Source organism: Streptomyces sp. NPDC001507 (assembly GCF_042894765.1).
GTDB lineage: Bacteria > Actinomycetota > Actinomycetes > Streptomycetales > Streptomycetaceae > Streptomyces.
The window spans coordinates 122,721-143,725 of sequence record NZ_JBIAVV010000014.1 but is presented as its reverse complement, the minus strand read 5'-3'; the positions used below and the strand labels follow the sequence as shown (position 1 = coordinate 143,725).

At 70.8% G+C, this 21,005-nt stretch carries 22 protein-coding genes; 10 read left to right on the top strand and 12 right to left on the bottom strand.

Annotated features, from left to right (window positions below; genetic code table 11):
• The first annotated feature begins 12 nt into the window (after positions 1–12).
• Both ACFY0K_RS38570 and ACFY0K_RS38565 read left to right on the top strand, forming a co-directional pair.
• Complete coding sequence (locus ACFY0K_RS38570) at positions 13–582, top strand: DUF742 domain-containing protein (protein ID WP_351959712.1); 570 nt, start codon at positions 13–15, stop codon at positions 580–582.
• Positions 563–1,144 carry an ATP/GTP-binding protein gene (locus ACFY0K_RS38565; RefSeq protein ID WP_046729246.1) on the top strand — a complete coding sequence of 194 codons (582 nt, stop codon included), beginning with the start codon at positions 563–565 and terminating at the stop codon, positions 1,142–1,144. The genes ACFY0K_RS38570 and ACFY0K_RS38565 overlap by 20 nt, the downstream gene beginning before the upstream one ends.
• Before the next feature lie 573 nt (positions 1,145–1,717).
• Here the strand turns inward: ACFY0K_RS38565 and ACFY0K_RS38560 are convergent.
• Both ACFY0K_RS38560 and ACFY0K_RS38555 read right to left on the bottom strand, forming a co-directional pair.
• Entirely contained in the window at positions 1,718–1,918 is a 201-nt protein-coding gene (locus ACFY0K_RS38560) for an acyl-CoA carboxylase subunit epsilon (RefSeq protein ID WP_390643788.1), read from the bottom strand.
• Positions 1,919–1,953: 35 nt separating this feature from the next.
• Positions 1,954–3,549, bottom strand: a complete 1,596-nt coding sequence (locus ACFY0K_RS38555; protein ID WP_390643787.1) for an acyl-CoA carboxylase subunit beta — start codon at positions 3,547–3,549, stop codon at positions 1,954–1,956.
• Between the two features lie 411 nt (positions 3,550–3,960).
• Between ACFY0K_RS38555 and ACFY0K_RS38550 the strand changes: the two genes are divergently transcribed.
• Positions 3,961–4,557: a YceI family protein gene (locus ACFY0K_RS38550; protein WP_351959714.1), complete on the top strand. Its 597-nt coding sequence runs from the start codon at positions 3,961–3,963 to the stop codon at positions 4,555–4,557.
• 117 nt (positions 4,558–4,674) lie between these two features.
• Here ACFY0K_RS38550 and ACFY0K_RS38545 read toward each other — a convergent pair whose 3' ends face one another.
• The 4 genes from ACFY0K_RS38545 to ACFY0K_RS38530 all read right to left on the bottom strand — a co-directional run bounded on the left by ACFY0K_RS38545 (position 4,675) and on the right by ACFY0K_RS38530 (position 7,428).
• Positions 4,675–5,022, bottom strand: coding sequence for a DUF899 family protein (locus tag ACFY0K_RS38545; RefSeq protein WP_390643786.1), 348 nt, complete (start codon positions 5,020–5,022; stop codon positions 4,675–4,677).
• 17 nt (positions 5,023–5,039) lie between these two features.
• Positions 5,040–5,516 (bottom strand): SRPBCC domain-containing protein, encoded by a 477-nt coding sequence (locus tag ACFY0K_RS38540; protein WP_390643785.1) that lies wholly within the window; start codon positions 5,514–5,516, stop codon positions 5,040–5,042.
• A gap of 65 nt (positions 5,517–5,581) precedes the next feature.
• A complete protein-coding gene (locus ACFY0K_RS38535; RefSeq protein WP_390643784.1) occupies positions 5,582–6,904 on the bottom strand; it encodes an RNA polymerase subunit sigma-70 in 1,323 nt (440 codons plus the stop codon).
• Positions 6,905–6,951: 47 nt separating this feature from the next.
• Positions 6,952–7,428 carry an ATP-binding protein gene (locus ACFY0K_RS38530; RefSeq protein WP_390643783.1) on the bottom strand — a complete coding sequence of 159 codons (477 nt, stop codon included), beginning with the start codon at positions 7,426–7,428 and terminating at the stop codon, positions 6,952–6,954.
• Positions 7,429–7,540: 112 nt separating this feature from the next.
• Between ACFY0K_RS38530 and ACFY0K_RS38525 the strand changes: the two genes are divergently transcribed.
• From ACFY0K_RS38525 to ACFY0K_RS38510, 4 genes are all read left to right on the top strand, one after another.
• Positions 7,541–8,362, top strand: a complete 822-nt coding sequence (locus ACFY0K_RS38525; RefSeq protein WP_352367131.1) for a helix-turn-helix transcriptional regulator — start codon at positions 7,541–7,543, stop codon at positions 8,360–8,362.
• Positions 8,359–8,544, top strand: a complete 186-nt coding sequence (locus ACFY0K_RS38520) for a DUF397 domain-containing protein (protein WP_390643782.1) — start codon at positions 8,359–8,361, stop codon at positions 8,542–8,544. The genes ACFY0K_RS38525 and ACFY0K_RS38520 overlap by 4 nt, the downstream gene beginning before the upstream one ends.
• A gap of 103 nt (positions 8,545–8,647) precedes the next feature.
• A complete protein-coding gene (locus tag ACFY0K_RS38515) occupies positions 8,648–8,893 on the top strand; it encodes a hypothetical protein (protein ID WP_390643781.1) in 246 nt (81 codons plus the stop codon).
• A gap of 111 nt (positions 8,894–9,004) precedes the next feature.
• Positions 9,005–9,139, top strand: coding sequence for a hypothetical protein (locus ACFY0K_RS38510; protein ID WP_390643780.1), 135 nt, complete (start codon positions 9,005–9,007; stop codon positions 9,137–9,139).
• Between the two features lie 53 nt (positions 9,140–9,192).
• On the opposite strand, the gene ACFY0K_RS38505 is transcribed toward ACFY0K_RS38510, so the two are convergent.
• From ACFY0K_RS38505 to ACFY0K_RS38495, 3 genes are all read right to left on the bottom strand, one after another.
• On the bottom strand, positions 9,193–9,843 hold the full coding sequence (locus ACFY0K_RS38505; protein ID WP_390643779.1) for an SMI1/KNR4 family protein: 651 nt from the start codon (positions 9,841–9,843) through the stop codon (positions 9,193–9,195).
• A gap of 297 nt (positions 9,844–10,140) precedes the next feature.
• Complete coding sequence (locus tag ACFY0K_RS38500; RefSeq protein ID WP_390643778.1) at positions 10,141–10,791, bottom strand: response regulator; 651 nt, start codon at positions 10,789–10,791, stop codon at positions 10,141–10,143.
• Complete coding sequence (locus tag ACFY0K_RS38495) at positions 10,779–12,035, bottom strand: sensor histidine kinase (protein ID WP_390643777.1); 1,257 nt, start codon at positions 12,033–12,035, stop codon at positions 10,779–10,781. The genes ACFY0K_RS38500 and ACFY0K_RS38495 overlap by 13 nt, the downstream gene beginning before the upstream one ends.
• 135 nt (positions 12,036–12,170) lie before the next feature.
• Between ACFY0K_RS38495 and ACFY0K_RS38490 the strand changes: the two genes are divergently transcribed.
• Positions 12,171–12,704: a hypothetical protein gene (locus ACFY0K_RS38490; RefSeq protein WP_390643776.1), complete on the top strand. Its 534-nt coding sequence runs from the start codon at positions 12,171–12,173 to the stop codon at positions 12,702–12,704.
• A gap of 145 nt (positions 12,705–12,849) precedes the next feature.
• On the opposite strand, the gene ACFY0K_RS38485 is transcribed toward ACFY0K_RS38490, so the two are convergent.
• A complete protein-coding gene (locus tag ACFY0K_RS38485) occupies positions 12,850–13,905 on the bottom strand; it encodes an FUSC family protein (RefSeq protein ID WP_390643775.1) in 1,056 nt (351 codons plus the stop codon).
• A 62-nt stretch (positions 13,906–13,967) separates the two neighbouring features.
• Here ACFY0K_RS38485 and ACFY0K_RS38480 point away from each other — a divergent pair, with 62 nt between their 5' ends.
• The gene (locus ACFY0K_RS38480; RefSeq protein ID WP_390643774.1) at positions 13,968–14,390 is read left to right on the top strand and encodes a MarR family winged helix-turn-helix transcriptional regulator; all 423 of its coding nucleotides are present in this window, start codon (positions 13,968–13,970) and stop codon (positions 14,388–14,390) included.
• A gap of 10 nt (positions 14,391–14,400) precedes the next feature.
• Here ACFY0K_RS38480 and ACFY0K_RS38475 read toward each other — a convergent pair whose 3' ends face one another.
• A complete protein-coding gene (locus tag ACFY0K_RS38475; RefSeq protein ID WP_390643773.1) occupies positions 14,401–15,774 on the bottom strand; it encodes a hypothetical protein in 1,374 nt (457 codons plus the stop codon).
• Between the two features lie 42 nt (positions 15,775–15,816).
• Positions 15,817–18,828 (bottom strand): glycoside hydrolase family 3 N-terminal domain-containing protein, encoded by a 3,012-nt coding sequence (locus tag ACFY0K_RS38470; RefSeq protein ID WP_390643772.1) that lies wholly within the window; start codon positions 18,826–18,828, stop codon positions 15,817–15,819.
• A 127-nt stretch (positions 18,829–18,955) separates the two neighbouring features.
• Here ACFY0K_RS38470 and ACFY0K_RS38465 point away from each other — a divergent pair, with 127 nt between their 5' ends.
• Positions 18,956–20,821, top strand: a complete 1,866-nt coding sequence (locus ACFY0K_RS38465) for a ricin-type beta-trefoil lectin domain protein (RefSeq protein ID WP_351959726.1) — start codon at positions 18,956–18,958, stop codon at positions 20,819–20,821.
• The last annotated feature ends 184 nt before the right edge of the window (positions 20,822–21,005 follow it).

Genomic DNA, 21,005 nt, shown 5'->3' with positions numbered 1-21,005 from the left:
GGAGGAGAGAAAGTGGCAACACCCCCAGGCGGTTCTCATAGCGGCAACTGGTCGTACGGGCCTGCGCAGGGCCAGGGCGACGGTTCCGGGAACCGGTACAACTTCCCCTCCACGCCGAGCCACCGCCAGCCGTACGCTCCGCAGGGCCCCGGTCCCTCGCCGTACGACCAGCCGCCGGCGCCGCGCATCCAGCCGGTGCAGCCGCAGCGCCGCCCCGAGCCGGCGCCGGCCTCGGGGTCCAGCAACCCCCTGGTGCGTCCGTACGCCATGACCGGCGGCCGGACCCGCCCGCGGTACCAGCTCGCCATCGAGGCGCTGGTGCACACCACCGCGCAGCCGCACCAGATGCAGGGCCAGCTGCCCGAGCATCAGCGGATCTGCAACCTCTGCCGGGAGATCAAGTCGGTGGCCGAGGTCTCGGCCCTGCTGACGATCCCTCTCGGCGTGGCCAGGATCCTCGTCGCCGACTTGGCGGAGGCGGGCCTGGTCGCCATCCATCAGCCCGGCGGCGACGAGAACGCCGGTGGCCAGCCAGACGTGACACTGCTCGAAAGGGTGCTCAGTGGACTTCGCAAGCTCTAGCGGCGGTCCTTCCCGCTCCACCACCTCCGCGAAGATCGTGGTGGCGGGCGGCTTCGGCGTGGGCAAGACCACGTTCGTCGGCGCCGTCTCGGAGATCAACCCGCTGCGCACAGAGGCCGTGATGACGTCCGCGTCTGCCGGCATCGACGACCTCACCCACACCGGGGACAAGACGACCACGACGGTCGCCATGGACTTCGGCCGCATCACCCTGGACCAGGACCTGATCCTGTACCTGTTCGGCACCCCCGGTCAGGACCGCTTCTGGTTCATGTGGGACGACCTGGTACGCGGCGCGATCGGCGCCATCGTCCTCGTGGACACCCGCCGTCTCGCCGACTGCTTCCCCGCGGTCGACTACTTCGAGAACTCGGGTCTCCCCTTCGTCATCGCCCTCAACGGCTTCGACGGCAACCAGCCGTACAACCCCGAAGAGGTCCGCGAGGCGCTCCAGATCGGCCCCGACACCCCGATCATCACGACCGACGCGCGGCACCGTGCCGACGCGAAGTCGGCGCTGATCACTCTCGTGGAGCACGCTCTGATGGCTCGGCTGCGGTAGTTCCGGCCACCGGGCGGCCACGGCTGCCCGCTCGCCGACTGCGGGTGGTTCGTGGCTTGTCGCGCAGTTCCTCCCCCAGCCTTCGGCCGGGGGTACCCCCAGCGCCCCTGAAGGGGCGCTCCTCTGGGCCCCTTCCCGCGAAGGGGCCCGACCTTTTTTCCCACAACACCCCGTCCTCCTCCCCGCCCCGCCCCGCCTCACACCCGCCGCAGCCCAGTTCTTCCCCCTGGGCATCGCAGCCCAGTTCCTTTCCACCGCGACGCAGCGCAGTCCCTTCCCCCACGACGCGGCCCAGCCCCCTTCCCGCACCGCAGTCGCAGCCCAGTTCCTTCCCCCACGACGCGGCCCAGCCCCCTTCCCCCACCGCAGCTCAGATCCTTTCCACCGCGACGCAGCGCAGTCCTCCCTCCCCTCCGCAGCGCAGCTCAGATCCTTTCCGCCGCGGCGGCGCTCAGCCCCGATGGCGGTGGTCGGCGGTGCCGGACCGGCCGGGAGCGTTGGCGCACATGGAGAAGGGCCCCTCTGAAGCCAGAGGGGCCCTTCTCCTGCGTACTGCCGGCCAGGCGGCGCAGCCTAGCCGTGCCAGCTGTGCGGGGCGCGGAAGCCGTTCTCGCGTTCCAGGCGGCGCCAGCCTGCCTTGGCGCGGCCGCGGTGGGTCTGCTCGGTGTCGGAGGTCGGCCGGGCGGCCGCGCGGGCCAGGAGGACCGCCGTTATGGCGGCGACTTCCTCCGGGTCGGCATTGCCCTTCTCGACGCGGATGTCAGGCACGTTCATGGGTGTCAGTCTCCGTGAGAGAGGTTTCCGCAGGATTACTGCGGGGGGTTGCCGTGCTTACGGGACGGCAGGTCGGCGTGCTTGGTGTGCAGCATCGCCAGCGACTTGGCGAGCACCTCGCGGGTCTCGGCCGGGTCGATGACGTCGTCGACCAGGCCGCGCTCGGCCGCGTAGTAGGGGTGCATCAGCTCGGCCTTGTACTCCTTGACCATCTTCTGCCGCATGGCCTCGGGGTCCTCGGCGGAGGCGATCTGCCGACGGAAGATCACGTTGGCGGCACCCTCGGCGCCCATGACCGCGATCTCGTTCGTCGGCCAGGCGTAGGTCAGGTCGGCACCGATCGACTGGGAGTCCATGACGATGTAGGCACCTCCGTACGCCTTGCGCAGGATCAGGGAGATCCGGGGCACGGTCGCGTTGCAGTAGGCGTAGAGGAGCTTCGCGCCGTGGCGGATGATCCCGCCGTGCTCCTGGTCGACACCGGGGAGGAAGCCCGGTACGTCCAGGAAGGTGACGATCGGAACATTGAAAGCGTCACACATCTGGACAAAGCGCGCAGCTTTTTCACTCGCCTCGATGTCCAGGACGCCCGCGAGGACCTGCGGTTGGTTGGCGATGATGCCGACCACCTGGCCGTCGATCCGGGCCAGCGCGCAGATGATGTTCCGCGCCCAGCGCTCGTGGACCTCCAGGTACTCGCCGTCGTCGACGATCTCCTCGATCACCTTGGCCATGTCGTAGGGCCGGTTGCCGTCGGCCGGGACCAGGTCGAGGAGGACGTCGCTGCGGCGGTCGACGGGGTCCGTGGACTCGACGCGCGGCGGGTTCTCGCGGTTGTTCTGCGGGAGGAGCGAGAGGAGGTAGCGGACCTCCGCGATGCAGGTCTCCTCGTCGTCGTAGGCGAAGTGGCAGACACCGGAGGTCTCCGCGTGGACGTCGGCGCCGCCGAGTCCGTTCTGGGTGATCTCCTCGCCGGTGACCGCCTTGACGACGTCCGGTCCGGTGATGAACATCTGCGAGGTCTCGCGGACCATGAAGACGAAGTCGGTGAGGGCCGGCGAGTAGGCCGCGCCGCCGGCACAGGGGCCGAGCATCACGGAGATCTGCGGGATGACACCGCTCGCCCTGGTGTTGCGCTGGAAGATGCCGCCATAGCCGGCGAGGGCGGAGACGCCCTCCTGGATCCGGGCGCCGGCGCCGTCGTTCAGCGAGACCAGCGGGGCGCCGGCCGCGATGGCCATGTCCATGATCTTGTGGATCTTGGTGGCATGGGCCTCGCCCAGCGCGCCGCCGAAGATCCGGAAGTCGTGCGCGTAGACGAAGACCGTACGGCCCTCGACCGTGCCCCAGCCGGTGATGACACCGTCGGTGTACGGCTTCTTGGCCTCCAGGCCGAAGCCGACCGCGCGGTGCCGGCGCAGCTGCTCGACCTCCTGGAAGGAACCCGGGTCCAGGAGCAGCTCGATGCGCTCCCGGGCCGTCAGCTTGCCCTTGGCGTGCTGCGCCTCGGTCGCCTTCTCGCCGGGGCCCGCCACGGCCGCCGCACGGATCTCGTGCAGCTCCGCGACCCGCCCGCGCGCGTCCGTCGGCTCACCGGTGGGCTCACCCGTCGTCTCTTCCAAAACGGTCATGTAGCGACCTTACGAAGGACACCAAGGATTGCGAGACGTCGACTCCGTACAGTCTCCGGCGCGTTTTCCTGGAACCACTGAACAGAACCAGAACCCCATGCAGCCGTTCCGACTGCTCAGGGGGCTTTGCCGTTGTAGGAGTACCACAAGGGCGGGGCCGAGATGCGCCTCACATTCATGGCCGGTCCATACCACCCGCGGAGTGACACAGGCCTCCGGACGGCGGTTCACCCACACAGAGCCTAGCCGCTCCCCCAGGGGGTCCCGCCACGACACCGAACCAACACGGCGTTACGGTGAGTAAGGAACGCAACACGCGTACCGATGATGTTGAAGGTTGAAGGGAATGGGTCTACGGTGTCTTTCGTTGAGTTCGTTGAACGTTAAACATCACCTCTCAAGGAGCACCTCATGGGCATCTTCGGCCGCAAGAACGACGCGACCCCCGCCGCCGGCACGACCGCCGAAACGGCCGCGCTGACCGGCGACTACACGATCGACCCGGCGCACACCACGCTCGGCTTCGTGGCCCGCCACGCGATGGTCACCAACGTCAAGGGCAGCTTCCAGGAGTTCGAGGGCACCCTGCACCTGGACGGCACCGACCCGTCCAAGTCCACGGCCTCCCTCGACATCAAGATGGACAGCATCACCACCGGCAGCCCCGACCGCGACGGTCACCTGAAGTCGGCCGACTTCTTCAAGATCGACGAGTTCCCGACGATGACCTTCCGCTCCACCGAGGCGGAGGCCCTCGGCGGCGAGGACTACCGCATCACCGGCGACCTCACGATCCTCGGCGTCACCCGCCCGGTCACCATCGACCTGGAGTTCAACGGCGCCGCCAAGGACCCGTTCGGCAACGAGCGCGTCGGCTTCGAGGGCAAGGCCGAGATCAAGCGCTCCGACTGGGGCGTCACCTGGAACGCGGCGCTGGAGACCGGTGGCGTCCTCGTGTCCGACAAGATCAAGCTGAACTTCGACATCTCGGCGATCAAGAGCGCGTGAGCCCGCGGCGCCGGACCGCCGGCCCCGAGCACGCCCGCTGAGCGCCGCCCTCCTCTCCCCTGAGGGCGGCGCTCTGCCGTGTCCGGACGTCCCTCGCGTGCCGCGGCCCAGTAGGTCCTAGTAGTCGATGGTCGGGTACATCGGGCAGGCGCCGGTCTGGAGCTTGCCGTACATGAAGTGGTAGACGATCAGCGGCCGTTCGGGCCCGGTGAACAGCTCGCTCAACGCGACCTCGCGCACCGGGGCGTCGCCCGCGCCGAGGTCGCCGGGTCCTTCGAGGAAGACGTAGTCGTCGACGGCCGGCCCCGGCGGGAGCGCCCGGCACAGCGCCGCGACCTCCTCCCGGCGCCGCATCAGGTCGATCTCGGCCAGCCGCAGCTTCTCCCGGGCACCGAGGTGGTCCTCGGACTCCCCGTCCAGCCTGGTCTGCCGCACCATCGCGTCCTCCCGGGGCAGGCGTCCCACGTGGCCGTCCTTCGAGTCTAGGACGCGACCACCTTGGCGAGGTTGTCCATCTCGTTCGTCCGCCCGGCGGCCAGCCGCCCTGTCCATTCCTCGTCGTGCATGGCGTCGGCCGTCATGGTCACGTGTGTTCCGCCGCCGGCGGCCGGACGCAGCTCGACCTCGGTGAGGAACTCGTACGGCTCGACGCCCGGGATGAAGTCGGCGAGCGTGCTGTAGGCCAGACGCCTGGTGGGCTCGACCTCGGTGAAGGTCTTGTGCGAGGTCGAGCTCAGCGGCAGGCCCGCCTTCTCCATGAACGCGACCTGCTCGGGGCCGGTCGCGGTCATCGTGTAGGTCAAGGTGCCGCCGACGCTCAGGTCCAGGGCGTCGACGTGCACGGTGAACCCCTCCGGCGCCCACCAGGCCTCGATGCCGGCGCCGGTGGTCCACAGCTCCCAGATCTTCTCCGGAGCGGCGGAGTAGGTGCGCTCGATCTGGATCTTCTGCGTGGTCATGATCTCTCCTGGGTTCCCGGATCGGTGATGTCTTCAGAGAGTTGGACGTCGGCCGGGGAGATTCGTCATCGGTCCCCGTCGGCAGGACGTTCGACCGGCAGTCTGAGCGGCAGACCGAACGCGGTGACCAGGTGGGCCTCGAACGTGGTGATCTCCACGATGTGCCCGGCCTCGATGCGCAGCACGTCGACCAGCTGCGCCCGGTACACCGAGGTCCCCGGCCGCTGTACGTACCCGGCGACGGCCGGCTGGCGGTTCGCCCGGACCGGCAGGTGCCGCCAGCGGCCGAAGTACCCCGGCGAGGCCGGGTCGAATACCCGTCCGATCTGCTGGAGCAGCGCGTCCCGGCCGGCGAACCACACCGGATTGGGCGGCATCGTCACCACCACGTCGGCGCCGAGCAGATCGGCCATCATCGACAGGTCCGCGCGCTCGGCCGCGGCCATGTAGCGGCGCACGATGTCGCGCTCCTGCTGACTGTGCTGCCCGGCTGCCCAGCTCGTCCGCCGCCGGGGCAGCCGCTCGCGCAGCGTCTGCCGGGCCCGCTGCAAGGCGCTGTTGGACGCCGCGACGCTCATGTCCATCAGCTTCGCCGCCTCCTCCACGGGACGGCCCAGCACGTCACGGAAGATCAGCACCGCGCGCTGCCGGGGCGGGAGGTGCTGGAGTGCGGCGAGGAAGACCAGTTCCACGGTCTCCCGCGACTCGGCGGCGCTCTCCGGCTGCTCGTCGTCGGCCGACAGCTCGTCGAGCAGCCGGTCCGGGTAGGGCTGCAACCAGGGCAGCCGGTCCGGCGGCTCGCCGCTGCCGGACTCGATGCCGGGCACCGGCTCGTAGCGCCGGGGACGGCGGCCGGTGCGGCGAAGGTGGTCGATGCAGGTGTTGGTGGCGATCCGGTACAACCAGGTCCGGGGCGCCGCTCGGCCCTCGAAACCGGACCGGTCGCGCCAGGCCCTGAGCAGGGTCTCCTGCACCAGGTCCTCGGCGTCGTCGTAGGAGCCGACCATGCGGTAGCAGTGCAGGTGCAGCCATTTGCGGTGGGGTTCGACGAGTGCGGCGAAGTCGGCCTCGCCGTCGGCCTCCGGCGGCGGTTCCGCGGTTTTCGTCACGGCGATCCGCGTGACGTTACGGGCCGCCAGCCGCCGCAGCTTGCGGACCGCCGCGGCCAGGTCCTCGGCGTCCGAGCGGAAGGCATGGGGAGGCTGCAGGGCCAGGGTCCGCACCCGCCGCTCGATGTCCGCGAGGACGTCGGCCGCCGGCTGGTCGATCGCGGTGCGCCGATGGCGGTAGGCGCGTTGGCGGCAGGCCGCCGAGCAGTAGAGGGAGGTCCGGCCACGGACGCGATCCGCCAGCGGGGCGGCGCAGACCTGACAGATCCGTCCGCTCATGGGCGGCTCCAGTCATTCGTCACGGGGATACGGCGTTACGAAAGAGCTTAGTGTGACGCAGGCCCCCGAAGGCGTCCGCCCCGGTCTTCGACTGCCGGCTCCGCAGAAGGCTCCTGGATCCCCCTGACCGCGAACTCGCACCACACCACCTTCCCCGGCTCCCGCTCCCCCACCCCCCACTTGTCCGCGAGCAACGTGACCAGCAACAGCCCCCGGCCGTGTTCCGACTCCGGGGACGTGTCGCCGTAGCGGAGTTCACCCGGACCGCTGTCGTGCACCTCGGTGCGAAGGACCCCGTCGGGATGCAGGGCCAGCCGGAGACGGAAGCCACGGCCCGGGGGGACGCCGTGGAGCAGCGCGTTGGTGGCCAGTTCGCTCACGCAGAGCAGCACGTCGTCGGTGCGCGGGCCGACCTCCCAGTCCGCTAGGGCTTCGCGGGTGAAGTCCCGGGCCAGACGTACGGATCTGCGGTCACGGCGGTAGAACGCCTCGCGGGTGTGGGGGTGTTGGGGTTCCGGGTTCATGAGGCGAGTGTCACTGTGCGTCACTACTATGGATCAGTGAGTGAGGTCGTAGTTCTGATTGCTACGACCCCGCTACGAGGACTTCGGATGCGCACGGGGGAAAGGACCACGCATGCACTCGGTGAGCAAGCCCAAGAAGGTGGGATCGTGGCAGGCGGTCGGGGCGGTGCTGGCCCACTGCCGGAAACAAGCCCGGGTCACGCAGGAGCAGTTCGCCGAGATGGCGAGCATCCATGTGGACACGGTGGGGTCCATCGAGCAGGGGAGGCTGGCGCTTCAGCCGGACCGGGCCGAGCAGTTCGACGAACTGTTGCGGACGGGTGGGGTGTTGGGTGTGCTGGTGGCCAAGTTGCCGGTGCGGGAGCGGATCGTGCAGTTCGCGCAGGGGCTGGTCGACCATGAGCAGGAGGCCGTCAGCGTTCTCTCGTACCAGAGCCAGGTGGTTCCAGGGCTCCTGCAGACCAGGGACTACTGTCGCGCGGTCTTCGGCTATCGATATCCGGCGATCGGCAGCGAGACCGCTGAGCAGTGGGTGAACGCCCGCATGGAGCGTCAGTTGGTCTGGCAGCGGGAACGGCCGCCCGTGGGTCACTTCGTGATCGAGGAGAGCGTCCTGCGGCGGAAGGTCGGAGGATCGGAGGTGATGCGGGAGCAGATCCAGCAGATCCTGGAGTACACCGAGCCGGTCCACATGAGCTTCCAGATCATGCCTGAGGCACGGACGCCGCACGCCTGCCTCGACGGCCCGATGGTGCTGTTGGAAACACCGGAGTTCGAGCGCCTGGTCTACCTGGAAGTGCAGCGCGCCAGCTTCCTGGTCGCGGACCCCGACGAGGTCAGCGACTACCACCTCCAGTATGGAATGCTGCGGTCACAGGCCCTCTCTCCCGACGAGAGCGTGCGTCTCTTGAATGGACTGCTTGGAGAGTCATGAAGACCGCAGCACTGACATGGTTCAAGTCCAGCTACAGCGGCAGCCAGGGCGGCGACTGCGTCGAGGTCGCCTCCACACCCGCCACCGTCCACGTCCGTGACTCCAAGGCACCCGACGGGCCGATACTCACCGTCTCCCCCTCCGTCTGGAGCGAGTTCCTTGAGCGCGTCATCCGCGACTGAGCAGACCGACTGGGTCCTCATCACCTCGTACGAGAACGTGCCGGGGCGTCCTCGCCCCTTCGTCGCGCTCTGCGCTTGACTGCGTGAGCGGGGCATCGACTGGATGCCGTTCACGGAAGACGAACTCCGGTGGGACCTCGCCTGCCGCCGGGAGAACACCGGGCGCTGGCGCGGGTGGATAGGCCTGTCGGTGGAGGCCGGTGCCCTGCGGCGGCTCGGCCTGCACCCGGACCAGCCGTCCTCCGCCGTCAACGGCCCTTCTCCGCCCGGCTGGTGGCATGCCGCCGGGCTGCGTTATGCCACCGCACGTCCGGATCGAAGGTCGCCGGGTTCAGCCGACGGATCCTGACCGAGATCGGGGGCCAAGGCGGAAACAGAGTGTCGCTGGAGGAAGCCCCGCGTTCAGCCGTCGGTGCCAGTCCAGCGGCGGACGTTCCGGCTCCCGGCCGCGGGCGCCGACGTGGTGCTGGTCGGCTACTTCTCCGCGAAGCAGTTGTTCAACAAGTTCCTCGGCTGTCTCTACCGCTGCCTGCAAGCGCGCACCCTCTACGCTGCCGCAGTCACTTTTGCGCCTGCCGTCGCGCTCGCTGCGTGATCGCCTGAACGGTCCCCGTCACGAACATGCCCATGCTGATGGCGGGTGCGGCTTCAGCCGACCCAGGGGCCTGGGAGCTGTTCACGGATGGTCTCAAGATCGGAAAACGTGCGCCCGCGCGCGTGGATCCAGGACTGCTCCTGAAGGCCGTCCCGGCGGACCAGCCGGCCGGGAGCTGCGTACCAGCGGACGGGTGAGTCGCTGTCGCTCGCCCACATGGGATGGTCGGGCAGGCCGACTCGGGCATACCCGGCGTGGAGAACAGGCATCAGTGCGTCGGGCAGCTCGCAGGCGTCATAGAGGCTGTCTACGGCGAAGAGTGACTCGCTCAGCACCAGCTCGACCCACGCCAGGGACGTTCGATCGAGGAAGGGAATCCAGCCCTGATGTGATTCCACCACCACCGGTGGATCGTCCTGGTCGACCTGGCTCAGGGGGATTCCCCAGAAGGCACAGTCCTGATTCTCCCGGCGGAAGACCAGGACGCCACCCAGGGCGTCATCGACATCAAGGCCAGGCGGTCTGACCAGTGGATCCTGCTGCCGGGTCAGGTCGTCCCGGCGGCCGATGAGCGCATACCCGTCACGCAGAGCAGCCGGCAGCTCGAAGCCCAGATCGGCCTCCACTGCCGCCAGCTCGTCAGCGGTGCAGCCATCGTCCGGCTCCACCGGACGGCCCATCCACGCGTCGGCGAACCAGCGCACGAACTCCCAGGCGTGGGAGCGAGAAGGCACTCCGCGTCGCAGAGCCACCGCTACATCAGGACCGTCCAGCACGCCGTGGACGCTACCGCCTTCCTCAACCGGCGGCGAACCACAGGAGGCCCAGCCCCCCATAACCGGCGACCCACCTTGACCTGCCGACGACATGAGATGTCCTCGTGGTCAGTCCGCCACGGGACCGACCAGTCCTCCCCGGCTTCCGCCGACTCCCACGCACCGGCGCCGCCGACCCCGGGACGAGGGCGCTGACGCGACGACCGCCGAGGGCGTGATCGCGCACTATGCGGTCGCAACGCCCAGGAAGCGCAGCACCGCCAGGACGCGGCGGTGGTCGGCGTCGGCCTTGGGCAGGTCGAGCTTGGTGAAGATGCTGTTGATGTGCTTGGCGACCGCGCTCTCGCTCACGACCAGCTCGGCGGCGACGCCGGAGTTGGACCGGCCGCCCGCCATCAGCTCCAGCACCTCCCGCTCGCGCGGTGTCAGCCGGTCGAGCGGATCGCTGTGCCGGCGCACGAGCAGCTGCGCGACGACCTGCGGGTCGAGCGCGGTGCCGCCGGCCGCCACCCTGCGTACCGCCTCGGTGAACTCCGCGACGTCCGCGACCCGTTGCTTGAGCAGATAGCCGACGCCCGAGGTGTGGGCGGCGAGCAGATCGGCGGCGTACCGCTCCTCCACGTACTGCGACAGCAGGAGCACGGCGGTACGCGGGTACTGGCGGCGGATCACCAGCGCGGCGCGCACTCCCTCGTCGGTGAAGCCGGGCGGCATGCGCACGTCGACCACGGCGATGTCGGGCCGGTGCTCCTCGACGGCTGCCAGCAGCCCTTCCGCGTTGGCGACTTGCGCGCACATCTCGAAACCGGCCGCCTCCAGCACCTTGACCACACCGATGCGCAGCAAGACGGAATCCTCGGCGATCACGGCGCGCACGGCAGCTCCACGGTGATGACGGTCGGGCCCCCGGCGGGGCTGCGGCAGGAGAACGTGCCGTCGACGGACGCGACGCGCTTGGCGAGCCCGACGAGCCCGGTGCCACCACCGGCCGCCGCGAGATCCGCGCCGCCCGCGCCGTCGTCCTCGACGACCACCAGCAGTGTCGCCCCGATCCGCGCCACGGTCACGTCCGCCCGGGTCGCCTGGGCGTGTTTGACCACGTTCGTCAGGGCTTCGGAGACCACGAAGTACGCGACGGCCTCGACCGTGGGTGAGGGGCGCTGCGGCAGGTCCACCGCCACGCGCACCGGGATCGGGAGGCGGGCGGCGACCCCGGACAGCGCGGCGTCGAGGCCGCGGTCCTCAAGGACGGCCGGATGCAGGCCGCGCACCAGGTCGTTCAGCTCGGCGATCGCCTCCTTCGCCTCGCGGTGCGCCTCGTCGATCACCTTGCGGGCGTCCTCCGGCAGGTCGCCGAGGGTCAACCTGGCCAGGCCCAGGTTGACGGCGAGTGAGACGAGGCGCTGCTGTGCGCCGTCGTGCAGGTCGCGCTCGATCCGCCGCCGCTCGGCGTCGGCGGCGTCAAGCACACCCGCCCGGCTCTCGGCGAGGTCGGCCACCCGGCGGGCCAGCTTCTCCGCGCGGCTGGGGCCGAGCAGGGCCTCGGCCGTCCGGGTGTCCAGCCGCACCAGGGCGCCGGTCAGCCGAGGTCCGAGGAACAACAGGGCGAGGCCGCCGGCAGTGATGTACACGGCCTGCGTGGCGTACCCGAGGTCGGCGACCCGCCACTGCGGGGGCAGCGCCCAGATCCACACGTAGAGGGAGGCGGCCACGAGAGCGGCGGCCCAGAGGGCGAGGACGGCGAGGTCCAGGACGGCGAGCAGCGGACCCGCCACGGCGTGGTAGCAGGCCTGCCGCCACAAGGCCCGCGTGGTCAGCCGACGTACCGCCGACTTCCGGTTGCGTCCCGGCCCGGGTACGGCGGGGCGCGGGAGGTCCTTGCCGACGAGTGCCCGGTAGCGCCGCCGCTGCCCGGCGGTCAGCAGGGGTGTCACCACGAGCGTGAGCAGTACGGGCAGCGGAATCACGGCCGGCGCCCCCGCGATCGCGCCGGCCAGCCAGAGCCACAGGGGTATGACGGCGAGGTGGAGCGGCAGGCCGGCGGCGACGAGCGCGGTCCGGTGTCCCGCCCCGCGGAACGGCCGGACCAGCACCAGCCGCAGCCACGTCGTGAGTTGCATGCGTCACACGGTAAAGCCGCAGGCCATCCCCGTGCCATGGCGCTCCCGCCCGGTTCGGGGGTGCACTTTTCTCCACCCCGGGTCGGAACCCTGCGTGACTGACGGCGCCTCCGTGTGCGGCGGAGGCTGGAGCACGTGAAGGGGAGAGCCGACGGGGAGCGGGGGCAGACGATGCGTCAACTGGTGGTGCGCAAAGACGAATTGGCCGGTGCCGAGGGCTTCGACCGTGCCGAGGTCATCCCGCTCCACGAAGAGGTGGAGGAGCCGCGCCCGGCGCGGGGCATGCGGCGGGCCGGGGGGCTGCTGGTCGCCTGCGGGCTCGGTCTGCTGCCGTGGCTGTACGTGCTGGCCACCGGCCTGCCGGCCACCGCGACCGCGGCGCACTGGCCGGCCGCCTGGGTCGGGCTCGACGCACTGGAGGCGCTCGGCCTGATCGCCACCGGCCTCCTCGCCGCCCGCGGCGACCGGCGGCACGCCCTGGCAGCCGCCGCGACCGCGACGCTGCTTGTGGTGGACGCCTGGTTCGACACCACGACCGCGGCCGCGGGCGGCGACTTCGCCACCGCGGTCGCCATGGCGCTCGGCGCCGAGCTGCCACTCGCCGCGCTGTGCGGCCGGCTGGCGCTGCGGGCGCACAGCGCCCGGGACACCGACGACGGGGAAGCGTGAGCCCCACGCGGGGGCCGCGCCTGCCCCCGTCGGCAGGTCCTCTACGTCCTTCAGGATCTGCCGCGGTGCTGAACCGGCACCTGCGCCACTTGTGGCCGGCCCCTCACCACCAGCAGAACCAGACCCAGGACCCGACGAAGGCCGATCAGGTCCACGCGGGCCGTGTCGCGGCGGGCTCGCGGCGTTTCGGTACCGGTAGCAGCCACCAGGCCGAGGCCACCGACAGGACCGCGCCCACCGCGATGCCCTCCAGGCGGGTCGGCAGCAGGGAGCCCGCGTGCTGGCCGAAGTAGCCGAGGAGGAGGGAGAGGGCGCAGGTCATGCCGGCCGCCCAGTAGGCGTAGTTGAGGGGGCGCAGCCAGAGGGCGATCGCGAGGGTCGTGAACATCAGGGCCACGGCGGTGTGGCCGGTGATGCCTGCCGCCGCCACGCCCGTCGCCAGGAGGGTGCCCGCGCAGGCACCGGCCAGGCGCTCGATTCCCTTGCGCAGTACGTCCGTTCGGCCGCGGTTGCCGCTCGCGGCGACGTAGGCGGTCAGTACGACCCAGGGCCAGTGGTCGTCGAAGAGCAGGTGGCCGAGGGTGAAGGCGGCGGCGATCCCGGCGGCCATCTGGAGTGCCATGCGGGTGCTGGGGCGGGGATGGAGGCGGGACCGGCGCGAGGGCGTGGCCGGGGCCGGCGCCGGGGGCCAGGGGGCGAAACGGTCGCCGAGGAACTGCACCAGCCAGACCGAGCCGCACGCCGTCGCCCCGATCAGGGCCGACCAGCCCCAGGTCACCAGCCCGCTCTGGGCCTGTGCCGGCAGCGCGGGGCCGGGGACCACGAGCAGGGCCACCAGGGGGAGGGCGATCAGCGTGCCCGCCTTGGTGGCGGCCGGGCCGAAGCGGCGGATCCAGACGGCCAGTGCCATCCCGGCCGTGTAGACGGCCGCGCCCGCCGCGTAGTGGGAGGCGAGCAGGCGGCCGACGAAGATCGAGGCGGCGGCCGTCACGGGCAGCAGCACCAGGGACGTCAGCCGCCTGCGGGTGTCGGCGGTGCGCTGCGTCGAGGCGAGGGTCAGGGTGAGGGCGACCGCGAGGACCAGCACGTCGGTGTGCAGCCCGGCCGTCCCCTCCAGTGCCAGCGCGGCTCCCCAGGAGAGCAGCACGGCCGTCATCGTCAGCCCGGCTTCGTACGCGTTGCGTATGAGTTTGGCGGTCACGGTGGCGATAATACGGGCATGGATGCGAAGAAGTAGTAAGTAATCGCGTACGATTTGCCGCCATGGAGCACCTCGCCGAAGCCGCCCGTATCCGTCGTGCCGTCCTGCGGTTCAACCGCCGGCTGCGGCAGGAGCGCGGGGACGGGAGCCTCAGTGCCAACCAGCTGACGGTGCTCGGCCATCTGTACCGGCACGGGCCGTCCACGCCCGGCGAGGTCGCGGCCACGGAGCGACAGCGGCCGCAGTCGCTGACCCGGGTCTTCGCGGAACTGGAGGCGGAGGGGCTGGTCGGACGGGCGCCGGACCCGTCCGACCGGCGGCAGTCCGTGCTGAGCCTCACCGACGACGGGCGGCGGGCGCTGGAGGACGACATGGCACAGCGGGACGCCTGGCTGGCCGGGGCGCTCGGGGCGTTGGGCGAGACCGAGCGCGGGGTGCTGTCGCTCGCCGCCGCCGTGCTGGAGCGGCTGGGGGATGCGGAGTAGCCCAGCCGGCTCAGAAACCGCCGCCGAAGTCCCCGCTGTCGCCGCCCCCGCCCCCGAAGTCCCCGCCCCCGCCGAAGGAGCCGAAGTCCCCGGGGTCGAAGTCCGCGCCCGACACGTCGCCGCCCTGGTAACCGCCGGAGTCGAAGCCGCCGAAGTCGCCGTACCCGGTGCCGTAGTCGGCCGCGTAGGCGGGGGCGGACATCCAGCCGCCCAGGGCGGTGCCGATGAGGAGGCCGGGGAGGATGCCGCCGCCGAAGTAGCCGCCCGCCCAGGGGCCGTAGGCCGGGCCCGCGTCCCAGTAGGGGCGGCGGCCGTAGTCGGTGTCGACCTCGCGGACCGCGGGATCGTGGCCGTCGGCGAGGCGGGTGGCGTCGGCCGCGCAGACCGGGACCTCGCGGGGCGCGCCGCCGGGCGGGGTCCAGGTGGCATCGGTGACGGACGGGCCGTGCCGGGGGTCGAAGAAGCAGGGCGGGCGGCGCTCCGGGAGCGGTCGGCCCTCGCGGCGGGCGGCCAGCCGGGCGAGCGAGAAACGGCCGTCCTCCAGGGCCTGGGTGACCGCCCGGACGTCCTCCGGTCTGCGGGCGTCGGCCATCGCGGACTTCGCCTGGTCGTAGGCGTTGAGCGCGTTCTCGTAGTCGGCGCGCATCGCGTCGTCGGCGCCCGGCTCGGACGGGCGGAAGTCGAGCCGGTCCAGTTCCTCGCCGAACGCGGTGATGTCCTCGTCCACGACCACCCGGAGCCGGTCCAGGGCGGCCCGCTGCTCCTCCTCGTGGCGGCGGCGGCCCCGGCGGACCAGGGCGTAGGCGCCCGCCCCACCGGCCACGACCACGGCGCCGAGCGCGATCAGCGCCGTACTGGAGACTCCCGAGCCGCCCGTGCTGCCGCCGCCCCAGCCCGCGGGGGCCTTGCCGCCCATGTTGGTCAGGGCGCGGTCGGTGAAGTCGGTCAGCTGGGCCTTGGCGCTCTCGCCCTGGACGCTGGTGACCAGGTTCTGCACGGCCGTCCTGGGCAGGACCGAGGAGTCGGCGCGGGCGTCGAAGCGGTCGCCGAGGCGGACGGCGTAGAGGCCGGTGATGCCGGTGGCGGTGCGCAGGTCGGTGAAGAGGTCCTTGGTGGGGTAACCGGCGGGCAGGACGGCGACGAACAGGGGTTTGTCCGCGTCCTTGATCTGCCGGGCCAGCGCGTCGGCGTCGGCCGGGGAGAGCTGGGCGGCGGCCGCCGGGTCGACGTACACCGGGTTCTTGCGCAGGGCGTCGGCGACCGCCGAGACGCCGGTGGCCGCGCTCGCCCGTGGGGCGGGCGCGGTCAGGGCGACCAGAGCCAGCGCAAGGGCCAGGAACAGCAGCCCCGGGAGGCTTCGGGTGGTCCGTCGCACCGCGTTCATGCTTCGAACCTACCCCGAAGCCTCCCTGGGAGCGCTGTCCTCCTACGCTGCCCGGTAGGCCTCCGTCAGCTTCTCCACCGCCGCCGCGTACTTGCCGGTCAGGAGCAGGTGGTCCGCGTCGGCGAAGGGCTTCGAGACGGCCGCGGTGACCGACTGCCCGATCTTCGCCTGGACCAGCAGCCGGGCCTTGCCGACGAGCTTCCGGCCGGCCGAGTCGGAGCCCGTCCGTTCGGCCGCCCTCGCCGCCGCGCCGAGCGCCTTCAGGGTGGCCTCGCCGCCCTTGGGTGCCTTGGTCAGCGTGGTCAGACCCCAGCCGTAGGGGTACTGCGGGTCGTACGACGCGTCGCCCACGTTGATCGGCAGCTGCGCCTCGGACTTCGTCCAGGTGACCGGGAGCTGGCCCGTGAAGGCCTTTTTGCCGTAGAGCACGTCGGCCACGCCGTCGCCCTCCGTGCCCGGCAGCCAGGACGCCACCAGGGCGTCGATCTCGCCGAGCCGGTCGCCGATGAGCTGCGGGCGCCCGGAGACGACCAGCACCGCGCACTTCATGGCCGCGCACACCTTGTCCACGGCGGCCTGGTCGGCGGCCGACAGCACGAGGTCGTTGCCGTTGCCGACGTCGCCGACGCCCTCGGCGTACGGGGTCTCGCCGACCACGACCACGCCCACGTCGTACCCGCTCGTCGGCGCCGAGGCGTCCTTGGAGTAGGTGACGTCTCCCCCGGCGTTCTTCATGCCCTGGAGGATGGTGGTGCCGGTGGTGTGGGTGCCGGACTGGCCCTGCCAGGTGATCGTCCAGCCGCCGGTCTGGTTGCCGAGGTCGTCGGCGTTGGACCCGGCGACGTACACCTTCTGCGACTTCTTCAGGGGCAGGACGCCGTCGGAGTTCTTCAGCAGCACCTGCGACTCGGCGGCCGCCTGGCGGGCGACGGCCCGGTGCTTGGTGGAGCCGATCTTCGAGGCGTTGGCCGTGTCGGCGTACGGGTGCTCGAAGAGGCCCAGCTTGAACTTCTGGGTGAGGATGCGGGAGACCGCGTCGTCGATGCGCCGCTCGCTGACAGTGCCGGCCTTCACCTGGGCGATCAGGGTCGACGTGAAGTCCTTGTAGCTGTACGGCACCATCATCATGTCGACGCCCGCGTTGACGGCCGTGCTGACGTGGGAGGCGTAGTCACCCGGGAGCTGGTCGATGGCGTTCCAGTCGCTGATCACGAAGCCCTGGAAGCCCATCCGGCCCTTGAGCACCCCGGTGATCATGTCGGCGCGGGCGTGCATCTTCACCGGACCCTGGCCGTCGCCGACGATCTCCAGCGAGGAGTACGACGGCATGACCGTGCCGACGCCCCGGTCCACGGCCGTCTGGAACGGCGCCAGGTGGATGGCCTCCAGCTGCTGCCGGGTGACCGTGGTGACGCCCTGGTCGATGGTGTACGTGCCGGTCGTGGACGAGCCGTAGGCGGTGCCGCCGTCGCCGACGAAGTGCTTGGCGGTGGCCAGGACCTTGTCGTCGTCCTTCAGGTCCCGTCCGTCCGCGCGCCCCTGGAGGCCCTGGATGACGGTCTCCATGGACTTCACGAGGGCCGGGTCCTCGCCGAAGGACTCGTAGGAGCGGCCCCAGCGTTCGTCACGGCTGACGCAGAGGCAGGGGGCGAAGTCCCAGGAGACGCCGGTGGCCCGGACCTCGGAGGCGGTGACCGCACCGGCCTGCTCGGCGAGCCCGGGGTCGCGGGTGGCGCCGATGCCGATGTTGTGCGGGAAGATCGTGGCGCCGGCCAGGTTGTTGTGGCCGTGCACGGCGTCGGCGCCGTAGATGAGCGGGATCTGGAACCGGGTGGCCTGCGCCCGGAGCTGGAAGTCGTCGATCATCTGCGCCCAGGCCGCGGCCGTGTTGGGCGTCGGGGTCGAGCCGCCGCCGGAGAGCAGCGAGCCCAGGTCGTACGTGGTGAGGTCACCGCCGGTGCCCACGGCACCGCGCTCGGCCTGGGTCATCTGGCCGGCCTTCTCCTCCAGGGACATCCGGGAGAGGAGATCGGCGACCCGCTTCTTCACGGGCAGCTTGCTGTCGAGGTACGGCAGTCCGTGCGCGTCGATGACGACCTGCGGGGTCTCCGCGGGGGCCTTGGCGCCGGTGACCGTGAGCTTCAGCGGGATGGTCTCGGCCGACTCGGCCGACCGGTCCTTCAGCGTCGGCACCTTGATGGTCTGCGTAGTCCCGGAGGCCGTGCCCGCCGGGAAGGTGACCGTGCCGGAGACCGCCTTGTAGTCCTTGCCGGCCTCGGCGGTCCCGCCCTGCGTCGTGTACGCGACGGTGACCGGGTCGTCGATCGGGGCCGAGCCGGTGGTGGCGACGGTGACCTTCACGCTCGCCGTGGAGCCCTCCTTCACCGGATAGACGGCCGCGTCCGTGGTGACCGACGCGCGCAGCGCCTGGTCGGCCTTGCCGTACAACTCCACGTCGTCCATGGCGAACCGGCCCTTGACCCCGACGGGGAGGGTGACCGCGTAGCCCCACATCTGGGTCAGGCCCAGGACGTGGTCGATACCGCCGACCGGCTGGTAGTCCGTCCGGTAGACGAAGTCGGTGAACGGGATCTCGATCTGCTTCCAGCCGGTGAAGTCGTCGGTGAAGGACGTCGTCCACAGCTCGGAGGCCTCGCCGTTGGTGCCGCCGTCCTTGATCTCGAAGGCGATCTTCTTGCCGTTGTCCTGGCCGTCCCACCAGAAGCGGATGCCCTTGTGGGCGGACCAGTCGTGGGCGGGCTCGGTCGCGGCGAAGTCGTGGGTGAAGCCGCCGTAGCCGCTGATGTCGTAGGTGCCGGAGAGGACCTTGGCACCCTCGGGGGCGTCGGCGCGGTCGGCGAACTGGAGGGCCGGCGGGTCGTCGCTGTCGCTCCCCCAGGTGAAGATGCCCTCGGCGGGCTGGGCGGCGAAGGGGACCTCGCCCTCGAAACGGTCGACGGGGGTGGGTACGGGGTCGTCGGCGGCGCTGGCGGCGGACAGGGGGATCAGGGCTGCGAGTAGGGCGGTGGAGACGAGCAGGGCGGCTCTTGGCATGGACCTTCCCTCGACTCTCTGGTTCACTCGGGGCTCTCACAGTTCACTCATGGCTTAGATCACGTCGTGAGTTAACTAACGGCTCGCACACCCGTCAAGACGTCCCGTCAGGAAGGGCGATGTGCCCATGAGAAAAACCCCCCACACACTGCGTCTGCTGCTGGCCGGGCTGCTCACCGCGGCCGGCTTCAGCGCCGTCGTGCCGCCTGCGCACGCGGCCGGTGAGCAGGTCACCGCGTACCTCACCACCACCGACGACTCCGCCGGGCGCCATGTGACCCGCGGGCTCCAGGCGCAGACGCCGTTCGCCTTCTCCTCCGGTACCGGGGGCGGCGGCACGAACATCACCGTCGACGAGAACACCCGCTACCAGACCTTCACCGGCGGCGGCGCGTCCTTCACGGACACCGCGGCCTGGCTGATGAACAGCAGCGGGGCGCTGTCCCAGGCCACCCGGGACGCCACCATGAAGAAGCTGTTCTCCCCCACGGACGGCATCGGACTGTCGTTCCTGCGCAATCCGATGGGCGCCTCGGACCTGGCACGGTACGGGTACACGTACGACGACGTACCCGCCGGGCAGACCGACCCGAACCTCAACAGCTTCTCCATCTCGCACGACCTCGCGGACGTCGTACCGCTCACCAAGCAGGCGCTCCAGCTGAACCCCTCTCTGACTGTCATGGCCTCGCCATGGACGGCGCCGGCCTGGATGAAGGACAGTGGCTCGCTCAACGGGGGCTGGCTCAAGTCGGAGGACTACGCCGCCTACGCCGCGTACTTCGTGAAGTACCTCCAGGCGTACCAGGCGCAGGGCGTCAAGGTCTCCTACGTGACCCCGCAGAACGAGCCCACCTGCTGTTCCGGCTACCCGTCGATGAGCTGGAACGCCTCCGGGCTGCAGTACTTCCTCAAGAACGACCTGCTGCCGCAGCTCCAGTCGGCCGGCCTGTCCACCAAGGTCCTCGCGCACGACTGGAACTGGGACGTGTACGACTCGTACGCGGCCGCGCTCGTCAACGACTCCACGATCCGCAACCACCCCAACTTCGGCGGGATCGCCTGGCACGGCTACGGCGGTGACGTCTCCGAGCAGACCACCGTGCACAACCAGTACCCGACGCTGGACGCCTTCGGCACCGAGCACTCCGGTGGCACCTGGGTCGCCAACCAGCAGAAGGAGGACATGTCCAACATCATCGACTACACCCGTAACTGGGCGAAGTCGGTGACCAAGTGGTCGCTGGCCGTGGACCAGAACATGGGCCCGCACAACGGCGGCTGCGGCACCTGCACCGGCCTGGTCACCGTGCACAACGGGGACGGGGCGAGCGGCACGGTCGACTACACCGTCGAGTACTACGACATGGGCCACCTGACCAAGTTCGTCCGGCCCGGCGCGCAGCGGATCGCCTCCACCGCGTCCACCACCGTGCCGAACGTGGCCTGGCGCAACCCCGACGGCTCGAAGGCGCTGATCGCCTACAACGACTCGTCCAGCGCGCAGACGGTGACCATCAACTGGGGCTCCCAGCACGCCACGTACTCGCTCCCCGGCAAGACCTCGGCGACCTTCACCTGGTCCGGCACCCAGTCGGGCGGCGGCAGCCAGACCGGCGCGTTCGTGGGGCTCGCGAGCAAGTGCCTGGACGTGGCGGGCGGTGCGACCGCGAACGGCACGGCGGTCCAGCTCTACGACTGCAACGGGTCCACCGCCCAGCAGTGGACCGTGCAGTCCGACGGGTCGATCCGGGCGCTCGGCAAGTGCCTCGACGTGACGTCGGCGTCGACGGCGGACGGGGCGAAGGTGCAGCTGTACGACTGCAACGGAACCGGGGCGCAGCAGTGGTCGTACAACTCGTCCACCGGTGACGTGGTGAACACGGCGGCCAACAAGTGCCTGGACGTCACGGACAACTCGTCGGCGAACGGGGCGCGGGCGCAGATCTGGTCCTGCACGGGCGCCGCCAACCAGAAGTGGCACCTGCAGTAGACGACCCACCCAGGGGGCACCGCCCCCTGGACCCCCGGCCCTTCGCCCACCCGCCACCCGACTCGGTCGGGAGAGAGGTGAGGGGTGAGACCCGCCCGGCGTCGGCCGAACCGGCGCCGGGCAGACCGCCCGGCGCCCGGCACGGCAGGGGCGGGGCAGGCCGCCCTGCCTCCGGCACGGCGGG

Excerpts from the sequence above, each read along its gene's own strand:
- ACFY0K_RS38550 (WP_351959714.1), top strand. The coding sequence starts at position 3,961 with ATGGGCATCTTCGGCCGCAAGAACGACGCGACCCCCGCCGCCGGCACG.
- ACFY0K_RS38495 (WP_390643777.1), bottom strand. The coding sequence starts at position 12,035 with ATGCAACTCACGACGTGGCTGCGGCTGGTGCTGGTCCGGCCGTTCCGC.
- ACFY0K_RS38555 (WP_390643787.1), bottom strand. The coding sequence starts at position 3,549 with ATGACCGTTTTGGAAGAGACGACGGGTGAGCCCACCGGTGAGCCGACG.
- ACFY0K_RS38535 (WP_390643784.1), bottom strand. The coding sequence starts at position 6,904 with ATGAGCGGACGGATCTGTCAGGTCTGCGCCGCCCCGCTGGCGGATCGC.
- ACFY0K_RS38540 (WP_390643785.1), bottom strand. The coding sequence starts at position 5,516 with ATGACCACGCAGAAGATCCAGATCGAGCGCACCTACTCCGCCGCTCCG.
- ACFY0K_RS38525 (WP_352367131.1), top strand. The coding sequence starts at position 7,541 with ATGCACTCGGTGAGCAAGCCCAAGAAGGTGGGATCGTGGCAGGCGGTC.
- ACFY0K_RS38465 (WP_351959726.1), top strand. The coding sequence starts at position 18,956 with ATGAGAAAAACCCCCCACACACTGCGTCTGCTGCTGGCCGGGCTGCTC.
- ACFY0K_RS38475 (WP_390643773.1), bottom strand. The coding sequence starts at position 15,774 with ATGAACGCGGTGCGACGGACCACCCGAAGCCTCCCGGGGCTGCTGTTC.
- ACFY0K_RS38515 (WP_390643781.1), top strand. The coding sequence starts at position 8,648 with ATGCCGTTCACGGAAGACGAACTCCGGTGGGACCTCGCCTGCCGCCGG.
- ACFY0K_RS38470 (WP_390643772.1), bottom strand. The coding sequence starts at position 18,828 with ATGCCAAGAGCCGCCCTGCTCGTCTCCACCGCCCTACTCGCAGCCCTG.
- ACFY0K_RS38480 (WP_390643774.1), top strand. The coding sequence starts at position 13,968 with ATGGAGCACCTCGCCGAAGCCGCCCGTATCCGTCGTGCCGTCCTGCGG.
- ACFY0K_RS38520 (WP_390643782.1), top strand. The coding sequence starts at position 8,359 with ATGAAGACCGCAGCACTGACATGGTTCAAGTCCAGCTACAGCGGCAGC.
- ACFY0K_RS38530 (WP_390643783.1), bottom strand. The coding sequence starts at position 7,428 with ATGAACCCGGAACCCCAACACCCCCACACCCGCGAGGCGTTCTACCGC.
- ACFY0K_RS38560 (WP_390643788.1), bottom strand. The coding sequence starts at position 1,918 with ATGAACGTGCCTGACATCCGCGTCGAGAAGGGCAATGCCGACCCGGAG.